The sequence below is a fragment of the Macrococcus equipercicus genome, from assembly GCF_024205945.1.
Taxonomy (GTDB): domain Bacteria; phylum Bacillota; class Bacilli; order Staphylococcales; family Staphylococcaceae; genus Macrococcus; species Macrococcus equipercicus.
Map to the genome: position 1 here is coordinate 1,408,603 of NZ_CP073809.1, position 15,632 is coordinate 1,424,234.

The 15,632-nt window shown below is 49.6% G+C and carries 15 protein-coding genes and 1 tRNA gene; all 16 read right to left on the bottom strand.

Annotated features, from left to right (window positions below; all coding sequences use genetic code 11):
* Positions 1-79: 79 nt before the first annotated feature.
* A tRNA-Arg gene (locus KFV11_RS07335) sits at positions 80-153 on the bottom strand.
* Positions 154-254: 101 nt separating this feature from the next.
* Positions 255-752 carry a metallophosphoesterase family protein gene (locus tag KFV11_RS07340; RefSeq protein WP_149458446.1) on the bottom strand — a complete coding sequence of 166 codons (498 nt, stop codon included), beginning with the start codon at positions 750-752 and terminating at the stop codon, positions 255-257.
* Positions 753-767: 15 nt separating this feature from the next.
* Positions 768-1,337 carry an XTP/dITP diphosphatase gene (locus KFV11_RS07345; RefSeq protein WP_149458445.1) on the bottom strand — a complete coding sequence of 190 codons (570 nt, stop codon included), beginning with the start codon at positions 1,335-1,337 and terminating at the stop codon, positions 768-770.
* Positions 1,334-2,146 carry a glutamate racemase gene (racE, locus tag KFV11_RS07350; RefSeq protein ID WP_149458444.1) on the bottom strand — a complete coding sequence of 271 codons (813 nt, stop codon included), beginning with the start codon at positions 2,144-2,146 and terminating at the stop codon, positions 1,334-1,336. Before racE ends, KFV11_RS07345 begins: the two co-directional genes overlap by 4 nt.
* A complete protein-coding gene (locus KFV11_RS07355) occupies positions 2,139-2,579 on the bottom strand; it encodes a MarR family winged helix-turn-helix transcriptional regulator (protein ID WP_254249590.1) in 441 nt (146 codons plus the stop codon). The genes racE and KFV11_RS07355 overlap by 8 nt, the downstream gene beginning before the upstream one ends.
* Positions 2,580-2,655: 76 nt before the next feature.
* Positions 2,656-3,420 carry a succinate dehydrogenase iron-sulfur subunit gene (gene sdhB / locus KFV11_RS07360; protein ID WP_149458442.1) on the bottom strand — a complete coding sequence of 255 codons (765 nt, stop codon included), beginning with the start codon at positions 3,418-3,420 and terminating at the stop codon, positions 2,656-2,658.
* On the bottom strand, positions 3,420-5,180 hold the full coding sequence (sdhA, locus tag KFV11_RS07365; RefSeq protein WP_149458441.1) for a succinate dehydrogenase flavoprotein subunit: 1,761 nt from the start codon (positions 5,178-5,180) through the stop codon (positions 3,420-3,422). Before sdhA ends, sdhB begins: the two co-directional genes overlap by 1 nt.
* A 20-nt stretch (positions 5,181-5,200) precedes the next feature.
* The gene (locus KFV11_RS07370; RefSeq protein WP_149458440.1) at positions 5,201-5,812 is read right to left on the bottom strand and encodes a succinate dehydrogenase cytochrome b558 subunit; all 612 of its coding nucleotides are present in this window, start codon (positions 5,810-5,812) and stop codon (positions 5,201-5,203) included.
* 238 nt (positions 5,813-6,050) lie between these two features.
* Complete coding sequence (uvrC, locus tag KFV11_RS07375; protein ID WP_149458439.1) at positions 6,051-7,835, bottom strand: excinuclease ABC subunit UvrC; 1,785 nt, start codon at positions 7,833-7,835, stop codon at positions 6,051-6,053.
* A gap of 64 nt (positions 7,836-7,899) precedes the next feature.
* Complete coding sequence (gene trxA, locus KFV11_RS07380) at positions 7,900-8,214, bottom strand: thioredoxin (RefSeq protein WP_149458438.1); 315 nt, start codon at positions 8,212-8,214, stop codon at positions 7,900-7,902.
* 71 nt (positions 8,215-8,285) lie between these two features.
* Entirely contained in the window at positions 8,286-9,227 is a 942-nt protein-coding gene (locus KFV11_RS07385; RefSeq protein WP_254250608.1) for an electron transfer flavoprotein subunit alpha/FixB family protein, read from the bottom strand.
* A 12-nt stretch (positions 9,228-9,239) separates the two neighbouring features.
* Entirely contained in the window at positions 9,240-10,010 is a 771-nt protein-coding gene (locus KFV11_RS07390) for an electron transfer flavoprotein subunit beta/FixA family protein (RefSeq protein ID WP_149458436.1), read from the bottom strand.
* 22 nt (positions 10,011-10,032) lie between these two features.
* Positions 10,033-10,785: an enoyl-CoA hydratase-related protein gene (locus tag KFV11_RS07395; RefSeq protein ID WP_254249591.1), complete on the bottom strand. Its 753-nt coding sequence runs from the start codon at positions 10,783-10,785 to the stop codon at positions 10,033-10,035.
* Complete coding sequence (gene fadR, locus KFV11_RS07400; protein ID WP_149458434.1) at positions 10,778-11,359, bottom strand: fatty acid metabolism transcriptional regulator FadR; 582 nt, start codon at positions 11,357-11,359, stop codon at positions 10,778-10,780. The genes KFV11_RS07395 and fadR overlap by 8 nt, the downstream gene beginning before the upstream one ends.
* Before the next feature lie 211 nt (positions 11,360-11,570).
* On the bottom strand, positions 11,571-13,910 hold the full coding sequence (locus tag KFV11_RS07405; protein ID WP_254249592.1) for an endonuclease MutS2: 2,340 nt from the start codon (positions 13,908-13,910) through the stop codon (positions 11,571-11,573).
* The gene (gene polX / locus KFV11_RS07410; RefSeq protein WP_254249593.1) at positions 13,907-15,613 is read right to left on the bottom strand and encodes a DNA polymerase/3'-5' exonuclease PolX; all 1,707 of its coding nucleotides are present in this window, start codon (positions 15,611-15,613) and stop codon (positions 13,907-13,909) included. Before polX ends, KFV11_RS07405 begins: the two co-directional genes overlap by 4 nt.
* Between the last annotated feature and the right edge of the window lie 19 nt (positions 15,614-15,632).

A 15,632-nucleotide genomic window follows, 5' to 3' on the forward strand; every position in this document is an offset into this window, starting at 1 on the left:
TAGTTAAATTTTATATGATTTATCATGACTGTACAAATAAAAAAGGAAATGTGAAGAATCACATTTCCTTTTGTTTTAGCGTCCTGGGAGGGATTCGAACCCCCGACCGACGGCTTAGAAGGCCGTTGCTCTATCCAGCTGAGCTACCAGGACTCATTCAAGACAAGATTAATTATAATCAAGTTTGAACTTTAAAGTCAACAACAATTAGCGGGAAAACAATAGATCGCTAAAAGTTTTATAGTGTTATTACACTAAAATACTAGAACTTCTTTATCCATGATTTCATGCCGCTCATTCAGGAAGGTGATGACTTTCTCCGTCTCATCAAAAGTGATGACCGCATAGCTTTCCGGGTCAGCGCTGCGCGACTGGCTGATACTGCCCGGATTGATGCAGACGACGCCGTCGACTGTCTCGACATGCCGTACATGCGTATGACCATAGAAAGCAATGCTGCACTGATGTTCAGCGGCACGGGCGGCTAACTGCTTCAGTCCGCGGTTCACAGATAACTTATGGCCGTGCGTCATATAGGCGTTGATATCATGATACTGGATGAGCTGCTCGTCTTTAAAGTCAGCGCCGTAGTCACAGTTTCCGGCGACTTTCGTATAATGCTTCAGCTCAGGGGCATGATAGTCAAACTCAGAATCACCGAGGTGGACCCATAAGTCCGCGTCATCATGAATCGTCTGAATATCCCGCAGCACTTCTTCACCATGATTGTCACTTACAATTACCCATTTCATCTTGCCATCTCCTTACTAGAAATCTTGTTTCAACTGTTCGATCGCTTGGCGGCGGTGGCTGATTTCCGCTTTCTCCTCGTTGGTCAGCTCAGCCATTGTTTTACGGTACGCCGGCAGGTAAAAGACCGGATCGTAGCCGAAGCCGTGCGTACCTTGCCGCTCTAAAGCGATTTCACCTGCGACTTCACCGCGGTATGTCCTGGTCGCTCTGCCCGGCTCACTGACGGCAATGGCACAGACGAACTGCGCCGAACGGTCGGTGATTCCTGCCATATTACCGAGCAGAAGGTCGATGTTCGCTTCATCATTTTTAGCGGGTCCTGCATAGCGTGCGGAATAAATACCCGGCTCACCGTTCAGTGCATCCACTGCTAATCCTGAATCATCAGCAATCACGATTTTGCCGAGCAGACTGCAGCCAGCCTCAGACTTCAGCCGGGCATTTTCTTCAAAGGTCGTCCCTGTTTCTTCGACGTCGAAGTCCGGTACGAGTGTCTGGATACCGATGACATTATCTTCAGGGAAGATATATTTGAAGTCGTTGATCTTTCCTTGGTTTCCTGTTGCGATGACGATATCTCTCATGCTAATTCCTCCTCTAAATTGATCGCTTCCACTATAAGTGAGTCATCTTCCAGCCATTCCCGGGCAATACGCATGAACTTCTCCGGGTCGCCGTTGACAAAAAACCGGTGCGCTTTGACCCGCGTATTATGCGCATGCTCCTGACTGAACGTCAATAGTGCACTGACTTCTCTTGCAGTCTCAAGACCTGACGAAATAATGGTTTTCTCACCGCCGAAATACTGTTCGATGTAATCTTTCAGCAGCGGGTAATGCGTGCAGCCTAGTATGACGGTGTCACTCTTATCTTGACGCCACTGCTTGAGCGTCTGATGGATGACGATGTTGGTCACAATGGGGTCTTTATAGCGCACCTGCTCTACAAGCGGCACAAATCCCGGGCAGCTGACCCCTTTCACTTCAATCGCCGGATTGATGGACATCACTTTTTTGCGGTATGCTTCAGATTTAATCGTTCCTTCTGTCCCGAGGACGAGCACTTTGTTGTTGTGGGTCGTCATGATGGCTGTCCGGGCGCCGGGTTCAATGACGCCGATCACAGGAATCGGCAGCATTTCCTGCAGTGCCGTCAGAGCAACCGCAGTCGCTGTATTACAGGCAATCACAAGCATCTTGATGTTTTTTGTCATCAGAAATAATGCAAGCTCCGTCGTGAACCGCTTCACTTCCTCGCCATGCCGCGGCCCGTAAGGACAGCGCGCTACGTCACCGAGATAATAGATCGCTTCATTGGGCAGCTGCCGCATGATTTCCTTCGCCACCGTCAGGCCGCCGACACCTGAATCAATAACGCCGATCGGTCTATTCATCGTGCTGCTCTCCAATCGCCTCATAGAGCGTCGCCACCGACTGCTGCAGTGCTTCTTTGTCATCCTGTGACATCCCGCTCATCAAGCCGTTCAAATAGTTCTGACGATGCGTGATCACTTCTTTGATGATCGCGCGGCCTTTATCTTCAAGCAGCAGGTTCACTTTCCGTTTGTCGTTCAGATCTTTCTCCCGGCGCACACAGTTTTTGAGGATCAGCTGATCAACCATCTCAGAAGTTGTCGAGACCGCAAGCCCCATATTTGAAGCGAGCTGGCCGACGGTGACCGGACCTTCCCCGACCCACTGTATCGCGATGAACTGCTGATTTGAGAGCTGATAGGACTGCAGGATGCTGCGGCCCTGGATTTTGATGCGGTCGGCAATTCTTCTTAACTGATATTCAATTGAAATAACCATTTCCTTATTGTCCATAATGACTCCCTCTTCTACATATAGCACTATCATATCAAAAAAAGCAGCAGGCGGAAATCTCCGCCTGCCGTCATAATTAATTGACCTGATAATCAGAACCAAAGAATGATTTGAATAACTGGAAGTTCGTCTGCCGGTTCATCGCTGCGATTGATGTTGTCAAAGGAATCCCTTTAGGACAAGCTTTCACACAGTTCTGGGAGTTACCGCATTCAGCCAGTCCGCCTTCACCCATCAAGGCGTGAAGACGTTCGTCTTTATTCATACTGCCTGTCGGATGCAGATTGAACAGACGGACTTGTGAGATCGGCTGCGCTCCCATGAATTTAGAATTCTGGTTGACGTTCGGACATACTTCAAGGCAGACACCACAAGTCATACATTTAGAAAGCTCATAAGCTGTCTGACGTTTCTTCTCAGGCATACGGGGCCCTGGTCCTAAGTCGTAAGTACCATCAACCGGCACCCATGCTTTGACACGTTTTAAGTTATCGAACATTTTAGAACGGTCGACCTGCAGGTCACGCATCACCGGGAATGTCGCCATCGGTTCAAGGCGGATCGGCTGCTCCAGCGTATCGATAATCGTTGAACATGACTGACGCGCACGGCCGTTGATGACCATTGAGCAGGCACCGCACACTTCTTCCAGACAGTTCATGTCCCATGTGACAGGTGTTGTTTTCTCACCCTGTGCATTGACTGGATTACGCTGAATCTCCATGAGCGCTGCGATGACGTTCATGTTCGGACGGTATGGAATAACAAACTTTTCATCATAAGGCTTAGCTTCCGGCTTAGCCTGACGTCTGATCACTAATTCGATTGTTTTTTCTGCCATTAATGTTTGCCTCCTTTTTTAGAGTAATCGCGGACACGCGGAGGAATTAAGCTGACATCGACATCTTCATAGTTGAAGATCGGTGGATTTTCTGGTCCGTCAAATATCGCCATTGTTGTTTTCAGCCATTCCTCATCGTTACGGTTCGGAAATTCCGGCTTATAATGGGCGCCGCGTGATTCATTACGGTTATACGCACCGATGGTCATGACGCGCGCAAGCACCAGCATGTTCCATAACTGACGCGTAAAGAATACTGCCTGGTTGCTCCATGTCGCTGTATCTTCCATATCAATGTTCTGGTAGCGTTCCATCAGTTCGACAATCTTCTTGTCTGTTTCAAGCAGCTTATCATTGTGACGGACTACCGTCACGTTAGCTGTCATGATTTCACCGAGTTCTTTATGAAGTTTGTACGCATTTTCTGTGCCGCGCATATTCAATAATGACTCAAAGCGGGCTCTTTCGCTCTCGACTTGACGTTCAAATATTTCTTCCGGAATATCTTCATAAGAAGTTTCAAGGTTTTTAATATATTTAATGGCGTTCGGTCCTGCGACCATACCACCGTAAATGGCTGACAATAATGAATTCGCACCAAGACGGTTACCGCCGTGCTGTGAATAATCACATTCACCGGCAGCGAACAGTCCAGGGATGTTTGTCATCTGGTCATAGTCCACCCAGATGCCGCCCATTGAATAATGCACAGCAGGGAAGATCTTCATCGGTACTTTACGCGGGTCATCACCTGTGAACTTTTCGTAGATTTCGATGATACCACCGAGCTTCACATCCAGTTCGTGCGGGTCTTTATGACTTAAGTCAAGATAGACCATGTTCTCACCATTGATACCGAGCTTCTGGTTGACACAGACATCGAAGATCTCACGAGTTGCGATGTCACGCGGCACTAAGTTACCGTAATCCGGATATTTCTCTTCCAGGAAGTACCATGGCTTACCATCTTTATATGTCCAGACACGTCCGCCTTCACCACGCGCAGATTCACTCATCAGCCGCAGTTTATCATCGCCGGGAATCGCTGTCGGGTGAATCTGGATGAACTCACCGTTTGCATACGTCGCACCTTGCTGGTAGACAACAGAAGCGGCAGAACCTGTGTTGATCATAGAGTTCGTTGATTTACCGAAGATAATACCAGGACCACCCGTTGCCATAATGACAGCATCAGCTGCAAATGATTTGATTTCTGCGTTGATTAAGTTCTGAGCAACGATACCGCGGCAGACACCGGCGTCATCTTTAACGATGCCGAGGAATTCCCAGCCTTCAAATTTTGTGACTAATCCTTCTACTTCGTAGCGGCGTACCTGTTCGTCCAGAGCATACAATAACTGCTGCCCCGTTGTCGCACCGGCATAAGCCGTACGGTGATGCAGTGTCCCGCCGAACCGACGGAAGTCAAGTAACCCTTCAGGTGTTCTGTTGAACATAACACCCATACGGTCTAATAAGTGGATGATAGCAGGCGCTGCTTCAGTCATCGCTTTAACGGGGGGCTGGTTCGCCAGGAAGTCACCGCCGTATACTGTATCATCGAAGTGAATCCAAGGTGAATCGCCCTCACCTTTCGTATTAACCGCACCATTGATTCCACCTTGTGCGCACACTGAATGAGACCGCTTAACAGGTACTAATGAGAACAGCTCCACATTGGTGTTCTGTTCTGCTGCTTTAATCGCTGCCATTAACCCGGCGAGCCCGCCGCCGACAACGATAACCTTACTGTTTGCCATATATATGCCACTCCTCTAAATTAAATGAATGCAAATAATGCTGTTAAACCTAATGCTGATACTGCCAGGAATACGACTAATGACACATAAGTCATGATGCGCTGCGACTTGTCATTCTGAGTGATACCCCAAGTAATGGCAAATGACCATAGACCATTCGCAAAGTGGAACACTGTGCTCAAAATACCGATGACATAGAAACCGATGTAGAAAGGATTCGTCATCAACTCATGCATCATGCTGTAATCCACGTGGTGACCGAATGCAACTTGCACGCGTGTCTGCCAGACATGGACAGCGATAAAGATGAACGTGATGACCCCGGTCACACGCTGCAGCAGGAACATCCAGTTGCGGAATGTTGAGTAATGTCCAATGTTATTGCGTGATGTAAATGCGATATATACGCCGTAGATCGCATGGAATAAAATCGGGATGTAGATGACTACTGTTTCCAGCAGCAATTTCAGTGGTAGGTTGCCCATGAAGTCAGAAGCTCTGTTGAAGCTCTCAGGACCGTAAACTGCAAAGTGGTTAACGAATAAATGCTGGAGTAAGAATACACCAATCGGCAGCACACCAATTAAAGAATGCAACCTGCGTAATGCAAAAGACTGTTCTGGTTTCGCCAAGCGAAGTCCCCCCTAATAATTTTGTAGCAAGATAAATGAACACGTTTAATTCTACGCTTCTTAAATTATGAAATCAAGAAACCGATTACATTTCGCAGAAAAAAATAATAACTTGCTGTATGGCATTATTGTATCACTTTTCAAACCCTTGTGAACTATGATAATTATTTTCAATTAGCGGGATGCTGGCATGAAATCATAATAAAAAACACGGACACTCGTTCCGTGTTTTTTATTATCACGAACTGTTCAGCGTCGTCTGAATGATCTCCGCTGTCGCTTTCGGTATACCGAGTGCCGTCAGTTCCTCAAGCGGGGCCTCTTTAATGCGTTTAATCGAACCGAAATGCTTGATCAGCTGTGTCTTCCGCTTCGGACCGACACCTGGTATAGTGTCCAGCTGAGACTGCAGCCCTGTCTTCTGCCGGGTCTGCCTATGGAACGTGATGGCAAACCGGTGCACTTCGTCCTGAATGCGCTGCAGCAAGTAGAACGCCTGGCTCTTCTTGTCGAGCGGAATGATGTCTGCGTTATCGCCGTACAATAGTTCTGCTGTCTGGTGCTTCGCATTTTTCTTCAGACCGGCGACCGGGATATCGAGTCCCAGCTCATCTTCCAGCACACTCGTAATAATGTTCATATGGCCTTTGCCGCCGTCGACAATGATCAGGTCAGGAAGCGGCAGCCCTTCCCGCAGCACCCTCATATAGCGTCGTCTCACGACTTCCGCCATCGATTTGTAGTCATCCGGCCCCTGCACCGTCCGGATTTTATACTTCCGGTAGTCTTTCTTGCTCGGCCTGCCGTCGATGAACGTAATCATGGCTGACACCGGGTCCACCCCTTGAATATTGGAGTTATCGAATGCTTCGATGCGGATAGGTGTCTGGATGTTCATCGCACGTCCCAGTTCTTCAATCGCATTAATTGTGCGTGACTCATCGCGCTCTATCATATCGAACTTATTGGACAGGGCGATCCTCGCATTTTTCTCCGCCAGCTCGACCATCTCCCGCTTCGCACCGCGCACCGGCTGAACGACTTTCGTCTCGACGACGGAACGCACTATCTCGATGTCCAGCCCGACCGGTATATGTACTTCCTTCGGCAGAATGTTCTGGTTCAGCTGATAGAACTGGCCGATGAAGTTGTAGAATGCATCTTCCGGATCCTGCAGCAGCGGTATCATCGTCACGTTCCGCTCGATTAAATTCCCCTGTCTGATGAAGAACACCTGCACGCACATCCAGCCTTTATCCACACTGTAACCGAAAATATCTCTCACCGTCATATCAGCTGTCATCATCTTCTGCTTGAACATGATAGCCTCCACGTGACTGATCAAGTCACGGTACTCCTTGGCCTGCTCAAAGTTCAGTGCGCTGCTCGCCTCTTCCATCTTGCGGCGCAGGTCTTCAATGATCGTTGAATCCTCACCGTTCAGAAACTGGGTGACCGTCTGCACCATCGCCTGATATTCCTGCTCCTCGACCGGATAGACACACGGACCGAGACACTGGCCGATATGGTAGTAAAGACACAGTTTGTCCGGCATATGGTTGCATTTCCGGAACGGAATAATACGGTCCAGCAGCTTCTTTGTCTCCTGCGCGGAATACGCATTCGGATACGGGCCGAAATATTTGCCGCTGTTCTTCTTCACCTGGCGTGTGACAAGCAGCCTCGGATGCTTCTCCTTTGTGATCTTGATGAACGGATAGCTCTTGTCATCCTTCAGCAGAATATTGTAGCGCGGATAATGCTTTTTGATCAGCGTCAGCTCAAGGAGCAGCGATTCAATCTCCGTACTTGTGATGATGAACTCAAAGTCCCGGATCTCCGCGACAAGCCGGGTCGTCTTCTCATCATGTGCACCGCTGAAATAAGAGCGGACACGGTTGCGCAGATTCTTCGCCTTACCGACATAGATGATCTCCCCCTGCCTGTCCTTCATCAAATAACAGCCGGGTTCCATCGGCAGCACCGCAAGTTTCTGCCTGATTTTTAACTGAAAGTCTTCCATACGCTATTCCCCATTCAAAATAAAAAAGAGCCGAAGCTCTTTTTTAATGCGTCCTATACGCTTCTTAGTAATGTTTTTCAAGAACGGACTGAAGTTGTTCTTTAGGTTGGAAACCTACGACTTTGTCAACGACTTGACCGTCTTTGAAGACGATTAACGTCGGAATGCTCATCACTTCGAATTTCGCAGCAGTCGCCTGGTTTTCGTCAACATCCACTTTAACGATGTTGGCTTTTCCGTCGATATCACCTGCTAAATCTTCAAGCACAGGAGCGATCATTTTACATGGTCCACACCAAGGTGCCCAAAAGTCTACTAAAGTTACGCCTTCTTTAATATTTTCTTCAAAGTTTGCATCAGTTGCATTAATCAATGCCATTGTTTGTTCCTCCTAAAATTTCATGATAACAGGAGTATAACATGGTGCTAATCAACCGTCATCCTCTTTGCTCACACTCGTGCGGCTTTAAAGGCATCCGTCAGCATCGGTACGACATCGAACAGATCACCGACGATGCCGTAGTCCGCCACACTGAAAATATTCGCTTCCGGATCTTTGTTGATCGCGACGATGACTTTGGCATTGCTCATGCCCGCCAGATGCTGAATGGCACCTGAAATACCACACGCGATGTATAAGTCAGGTGTGACGACTTTACCGGTCTGGCCGATCTGCAGTGAATAGTCGCAGTACTCAGCGTCTGTCGCACCGCGTGAAGCACCGACTGCTCCGCCGAGCACATCTGCCAGCTCCTGCAGCATGTTAAAGCCTTCTGCTGATTTAACGCCGCGGCCGCCCGCTACGACGACTTTCGCTTCTGCGAGGTCTACACCTGCCGTTGTCTTCTGCACGATTTCATTGATTGTTGTCCGTAAATCCTTGATTGTCACGTCAAGCGGCACGACTGTGCCTGCCCCTGCTATGTTCAATACCGCAAAGTTATTCGGTCTGATTGTCACGACTCTGAAGTCACTGTTGAACGTCTTCTCCTCGAATGCTTTGCCGGAATAGATCGGCCGCTTGAAGTGCCCATCACTGTAAGCAACGACATCAGTGATCAGTCCGGCCTGTCTTCTGACCGCAATGACTGGTGCCAGATCCTTGCCGACAGCCGTATGACCGAGAATCAAATAGTCAGGTGATACAGCATCCAGCGCCGCCTGGATGACTTGAGTATAACCGTCGCTGCTGTATGACGTGAGCTGCTCGTCTGTCACTGTCAGAATGCGGTCTGCTCCGTGTGCTGCCAGCTGACCTGCCATATCATCTGTCCCGTTGATCAACAGCGTCGTGACTTCTCCTAACTGCCTGCCAAGTGCAATGGCTTCAAATGAGACATGTCTCAGCTGATAATCTTTAATTTCTGCTACTGTTAAAATATTCGTCATGATAATCCCCTTTTCCTATCCGACTATTTTTCTGTCATGAATCAGCAGACCGACCAGTTCGTCTATTTGCGCCGTCAGTTCACCGTCAAGAATACGGCCCGCAGCTTTGTCCGCAGGAAGCGATAGCGCTTCCCGGCGGGTCAATGCTTCGTAATCATCCACTTCTATATCATCGAGCGCTACTTCATCAAGCGGTTTTTTCTTCGCCTTCATGATGCCCGGCAGTGACGGGTAACGCGGTTCATTCAACCCTTGCTGACACGTCATAAGAAACGGCAGCTGCACGGATACTTTCTCCGTGTCACCTTCTGCATCTCTTGTAATATGCGCCGTCGTGCCGTCAATTATAAGTTCTACTGCTGTCGTCACGTACGGTATATCAAGAAGTTCAGCTACAGCCGGCCCGACAGAACCGCTGCCGCCGTCGATAGCGACATTGCCCGCAAGAATCACATCAACATCCTGCGCTGCCACATACGCTGCAATAATCCGTGCGACGCTGCTGCTGTCTAAGTCTTCGTAGTCATCCTCAGCATTGATCAGCACAGCGCGGTCCGCACCCATCGCGAGCGCGGTCCGCAGCTCCTTCTCGCTCTCCTCAGTGCCGACCGTCAGAACAACAATCTCGCCGTCATGTGATTCCTTCAGCTTGACTGCTTCTTCAATCGCATATTCGTCATACGGATTGATGATAAACTCTGCGCTGTCCTCGTCTATTCTGTCCCCCTGCAGCTGAATCCGTTCCTCTGTGTCAAATGTGCGTTTCATCAGTACATAAATGTTCATCCTTCAATCCCCTTTGTTGATGTTATTTAAAGTCTGGTCTGCGTTTAGCGATGAATGCCTGAACCCCTTCTTTAGCATTATCGGTGTCAAAGATCCGGCCGAAGAGCCGGGCTTCCGTGTCATCACTCTTCTCAGCTTCTGTTTCTGCGCTGACGGCCATGATGCCTTGGATGGAATCCAGTGAATAGCCTTCAATGGTTGAACTGAGCTGTTCTGCGTAGCGCACCATGTCATCTTCTGTCGGAAATGCCTTTGTGACAAGCCCCATCACTTCCGCTTCAGCGCCGCTCACTGCCTGACCGGTCAGTGCCATCTCCAGTGCTTTTGCCGTGCCGACATGGCTTTTCAGGCGGCGTATCCCGGAATAACCTGGCATGACGCCGAGATTGATTTCCGGCAGGCCGAGCTGCGCATCAACTGTGCTCAGACGAATGTGGCAGCTCATCGCAAGTTCAAGCCCGCCGCCGAGTGCTGCACCTTTGATCAATGCGATCACCGGCACGTTAAAATGCTCAAGCCGGTTGAACACTGCATGAGTATCACGACTCTGCTGCTCGAGTTCTTCGGCACTGCGGAGAGCGAACTCCTTGATGTCAGCTCCTGCTGAGAAGAACCTGCCCTCCCCTTGCAGCAGGACGACTTTGACAGTGCCGTCAGCTTCCACAGCATCCAGCTTCTCCCCGAGCTGTGCTACAAGTTCTGCCGACAGCGCATTCGCTTTCGGTCGGTCAAGTGTCAACGTACAGCGCTTATCATTAATAGTCATGTTAATCATGATGGTCCTCCTTGGTTACGGCTTTACTGATCAAATAGTACAGGTCGTCAAACTGGGCGGTAATATCATACTTGAAATCAGCGACTACCCATGTCGAGATCGCCTCATCAATCGCTCCGAAGATGAGCTGCCTTGCAAACTTCAGATTCATCGCCGGGTCAAAGACACCGGCATCGATTCCTTTGACAAGAATATTTTCAAGCAGCCGGTGATAAGGGATGAGCAGATGATTCAGTTTGTTCCGCATCTCCTTCTTCGACTGTCTGAGCTCCAGCTGCACGCATGCTGCAAGCGAGCGGTCAAGTGCCAGCCACTCCACATGGTTTCTGACGAATGTCTTCAGCTGGTCTTCAGGTGATGCAGCTGATGTCGCTGTCATGGTCGCCATCAGCTGGTCGACTTTATCTTCAAACAGACCGAACAGAATATCGTCCTTATTTTTAAAGTACAGATAGATGGTTCCGTCGGCGACTCCCGCCTGTTTCGCTATTTTTGACACTTGCGCGCCGTGATAGCCGTGCTCTGCGATGACTTCCACAGCAGCGTTGATGATGATTTGTCTTTTTTCCGTCAATGATGTTCTCCCTCTCTACTGAATGACCATTCATTCAACTATTAGTATAAAAAAGAAGTAATTTTCCGTCAAGTTATTTTCAGAATATTACTTCTTTTTGTTCAAATTACTGTAAAAACAAGTAGGTGACCCCGCCGAGCAGCATGAGTGTTGCCACGATGATCAGCACGACGGCAAGTTTATACATATCAAAGTTCCACATCATATCCTCCTACTTCAGTTCGACGACTGTCACACCGAAGCCGCCTTCTGACGGCATACCGCCTCTGAATGATTTCACCATCTTAGCACGTTTCAAATAGTCCTGCACACCTTTTTGCAGCGCGCCTGTCCCTTTACCGTGGATGATGGTGACCTGACCATAGTTGCTGAGCAGCGCCTGATCCAGATAATTCTCGAGACGGGTCAATGCCTCTTCATAGCGCTCACCCCGTAAATCGAGCTCCATCTTGATGGTCTGGCGGTTGACGCGCGGGACAACCCGGATCTGCTTATCCTTCTCAGGCTGCTCCTTCTTGAAGTCAGACAAAGGCAGCTTCATCTTGATGATACCCATCTGGACGACCGCTTCTTCCTTGTCCACTGACAGAATGACACCTTTCTGGCCGTAAGACAGCACTTTGACATTGTCACCCGGTGCGATGACCTCCTGCACTTCTGCTGTACGTGATTTTTTGAGCGTTGTTTCATTGTATAAGTCTTTGAACCGGCCTTTCTTCTCGATCAGCTCGTTTTCTTTAATGCCCTGCTGCTCTGTCCGGAGCGTCTTCAAGTCTTTAATGATGTCGTCCGCTGCTTTCTCAGCTTTCGTGACAATCTCATTCGCCGACTGCTTCGCCTGTTCAATGAGCGATTCTTTCTGACGGCTGTACTGCGCGTACTGGTCAGACAGTTCTTTATGCAGCTGCTCCGCTTCTTTTTTCAGGCGCTCCATTGTAATGCGGTCATTTTCTGCCTGCCGTGTATTTCTCTCTAATGCGGCAATCATTTCATTGACTTCGACGTTGTCCATATGGATGAGCTGCCGGGCATGTTTGATGACCGATAGCTCGAGCCCTAACTTCTTCGAGATTTCAAAGGCATTACTTTTTCCGGGCACACCCATCAGCAGTTTATAAGTCGGGCTCAATGTCTCCACATCGAACTCGACACTTGCATTCATGACATGCTCACGGTTATAGCTGTATGCTTTCAGTTCAGGATAATGCGTCGTCGCCATCGTCATGACATCCTTCTCAAGACAGCGGTCCAGTATGCTCATCGCAAGCGCCGCACCTTCAGCGGGATCTGTCCCTGAGCCGAGCTCATCAAACAGCACAAGACTTCTGTCATCCATCTCCTGCAGTATGCTGACGATGTTCGTCATATGACTTGAGAATGTGGAGAGTGACTGTTCGATCGACTGCTCATCACCGATATCACAGAAAACTTCGTGATAGATGCTGAGGGCCGCGCCTTCTGCAGCCGGGATCATCATGCCGGACTGGGCCATCAGCACAATGAGGCCGACTGTTTTCAGTGTGACGGTCTTCCCGCCGGTGTTCGGCCCTGTAATAATGACTGAATGAATGTCATCTCCGAACGTGATGCTGTTTTTGACGACTGTCGCAGGATCGAGCAGCGGATGCCAGACGAGCGGCAGGTCAATCGTCCGCTCGTCTTCAATGACCGGGATCACGCCTTTCAGTGAATGGCCGTACTTTGCTTTAGCGAGCTGATAGTCAAGTTCACCCATGACCTCGGTCACCCAGTTAATCTCATGATGAGCTTCAGCGACGAGTCCGGACAGCTCGTACAGAATCCGGCTCACTTCCTCGTTCTCACGGGCAGCGACTGTGTTCAGCTGGCTGCTCAGTTCGACTATGCTGTTCGGCTCGATGTAGAATGTCTGACCGGATGCCGACGTATCGTGGACGATGCCCGGGAAATCCTGCTTGTACTCACTGCGCACCGGTATTACCTGCCGGTCATTACGGATCGTCACGATGGCGTCAGACAGTTTCTTCTGATTGGCCTGCGAGCGCACGATGGAATCAAGCTTGTCCTTAATTCTGCGGTTGATACCTTTTTTCTGCTGCCGGATATCATACAGTGCAGCGGAGGCGTGATCGCGCAGTTCTGCCTCGTCACATTTCGCATCGATCTCATCACTGACGTGACTGAGTACGGGCAGCTTCTGAAACTGTGCGCTCAAGACCGGCAGAGAAACATCGCCGCCTGACGTCAAATTGAGGATGTATGTTTTGTAGCGGTTCGTCACCCTGATGTTGTTTTTGATGCGGTTCAGCTCAGTGACGCTGAGCATGGAGCCGATATGCGCCCGCTTCGTCAAGCTGTGAACAGCGGTCAGCGTGCTCATGCCGGGTTCACTGCCCTGCATATTGATGATGCGCGCTTCATCGAGTCTGCCGAGCTGCGCCGTCACCCAGTCTTTATCGGCTGACGGGTTCATCGCCTGGACAAGTGCCGTGCTGACTTCATTCTGCGCATAGCTGATGACGCGTTCTTTAACGCGGTTATATTCTAAAACGTTGAGTGCTTTAACGTTCATTTTATTTTCTTTCCTTCCTTAAGCCACTTTCTGAATGCGTCACGCGTCATCGTGTTGATGACTGAAGCTGTCGTGACATGGCCTTTAATGGCTGTGCCGACGCCGTACTTCATCAAGTCGAGGTGATTGATATGATGGGCATCGGTATTGATGGCGATAGTCAGTCCCGGATTGCTTTTAAGGACAGCACTGCTGATGTCCAGCCTGATCGGATGGGCATTCACTTCAAGCACTGTGTTCGTCTCCTGCGCCGCTGCGATCAGCTGCGCCATGTCAACCGGATAGCCGGAGCGTCCGCCGAGCAGTCTGCCTGTCGGATGGGCGAGCTGTCTGACATAAGGATTATGACAGGCATTCAGCAGCCGTTCCATAATTCTGCTCTCCGGCTGGCTGAATGACTGATGGATGGCAGCGATGACATAATCGAGCTGTGCCAGCACGTCATCCGGGAAATCAAGCGTACCGTCCGGCAGTATGTCCATTTCTGTGCCGCTGTAGATATCGATCTCACTGTAAGCTTTATCGAGCACTTTGATCTTCTCATGCTGTTCCAGCAGCCGCTCAATAGACAGCCCATTCGCGACGCGCAGGCTTCTTGAATGATCGGTGATGACCATGTAGTCGTACCCTTTCTTGATGCACGCTTCAATCATCTCCTCAAGTTCGTGGGCGCCGTCACTTGCAGTCGTATGCATGTGAAGGTCACCTCTGATCGCATTGAGCGTCAAAATAGTCGACTGGTCCACATCGAAGGCATCGACCGTATCACGCATTTCAGGTGGTATGTACGATTGACCGTAATGCTGATAGATCTCTTCCTCCGTCGCATACTGGATCAGTTCGCCGTCTGCTGTCGTGATGCCGTACTCATTGACTTTCTCACCGCGCGCTTTAGCGAGCTGACGCATCTTGACGTTATGGTCCCTGCTGCCCGTGAAGTGATTCAGCATCTGCACAAATCCCGCAGCATCCGTGAACCTGAAATCAACCGCTGTCTCAATATCCTCGATCATGACGGTGACAGACACTTTCTCAGTGCCGCTCACCTCGACGTGAGTGACGATATCAAGTGACTCGATTTCTTGCGCTGCCTGCTCAGGATGCGCAGTCTCAACAATATAGTCCAGGTCCTTGCTGTATTCAGCCATCCGCCGGTGACTGCCGGCAACTTGAAAACGGCTGACGGACGGGCAGCTTTCCAGCCCTTCATTGATGAACAGCGTCAGCTTCACCGCCTCATTGATGCTTAAATCATGTTTAGTCGTCAAGTCTTCGATGCCCTTTAAGATGGTCTCCTCTGTCTTGGCACCGAAGCCTGCAAGTTCCTGCACTTTCCCTGCGGTGCATGCTGCTTGCAGCTCATCAATCGTGGTGATGCCAAGGGTTTTATACAGCTTGACGATTTTCTTCGCCCCGAGATTTCTGATCTTCAGCATTTTAATATGGCCTTCAGGCACTTCTTCCTTCAGCGTATCAAGAAGCGATGACTGCCCCGTGCTCCGGTATTCGTCGAGCAGCTCCGAGACGCTCTTACCGATAGCCGGCAGCACTGAAAAATCCTTGATGTCGTCAATCGGTGTCTGCGACTGTTCAATCGCTCCGGCCGCTTTACGGTATGCGGAGACTTTGAAGCTGTTCTCACCTTTCAGTTCCATGTATAATCCGATTGTTTCCAGCAGCTTGATATAATCTTTCTTTGTCATATGAAGACCCCCAAAATAA

Bases quoted from the DNA above. Each gene is read 5' to 3' on its own strand.
- KFV11_RS07340 (WP_149458446.1), bottom strand. From the start codon at position 752: ATGAAATGGGTAATTGTAAGTGACAATCATGGTGAAGAAGTGCTGCGG.
- KFV11_RS07345 (WP_149458445.1), bottom strand. From the start codon at position 1,337: ATGAGAGATATCGTCATCGCAACAGGAAACCAAGGAAAGATCAACGAC.
- racE (WP_149458444.1), bottom strand. From the start codon at position 2,146: ATGAATAGACCGATCGGCGTTATTGATTCAGGTGTCGGCGGCCTGACG.
- KFV11_RS07355 (WP_254249590.1), bottom strand. From the start codon at position 2,579: ATGGACAATAAGGAAATGGTTATTTCAATTGAATATCAGTTAAGAAGA.
- sdhB (WP_149458442.1), bottom strand. From the start codon at position 3,420: ATGGCAGAAAAAACAATCGAATTAGTGATCAGACGTCAGGCTAAGCCG.
- sdhA (WP_149458441.1), bottom strand. From the start codon at position 5,180: ATGGCAAACAGTAAGGTTATCGTTGTCGGCGGCGGGCTCGCCGGGTTA.
- uvrC (WP_149458439.1), bottom strand. From the start codon at position 7,835: ATGGAAGACTTTCAGTTAAAAATCAGGCAGAAACTTGCGGTGCTGCCG.
- trxA (WP_149458438.1), bottom strand. From the start codon at position 8,214: ATGGCATTGATTAATGCAACTGATGCAAACTTTGAAGAAAATATTAAA.
- KFV11_RS07390 (WP_149458436.1), bottom strand. From the start codon at position 10,010: ATGAACATTTATGTACTGATGAAACGCACATTTGACACAGAGGAACGG.
- KFV11_RS07395 (WP_254249591.1), bottom strand. From the start codon at position 10,785: ATGATTAACATGACTATTAATGATAAGCGCTGTACGTTGACACTTGAC.
- KFV11_RS07405 (WP_254249592.1), bottom strand. From the start codon at position 13,910: ATGAACGTTAAAGCACTCAACGTTTTAGAATATAACCGCGTTAAAGAA.
- polX (WP_254249593.1), bottom strand. From the start codon at position 15,613: ATGACAAAGAAAGATTATATCAAGCTGCTGGAAACAATCGGATTATAC.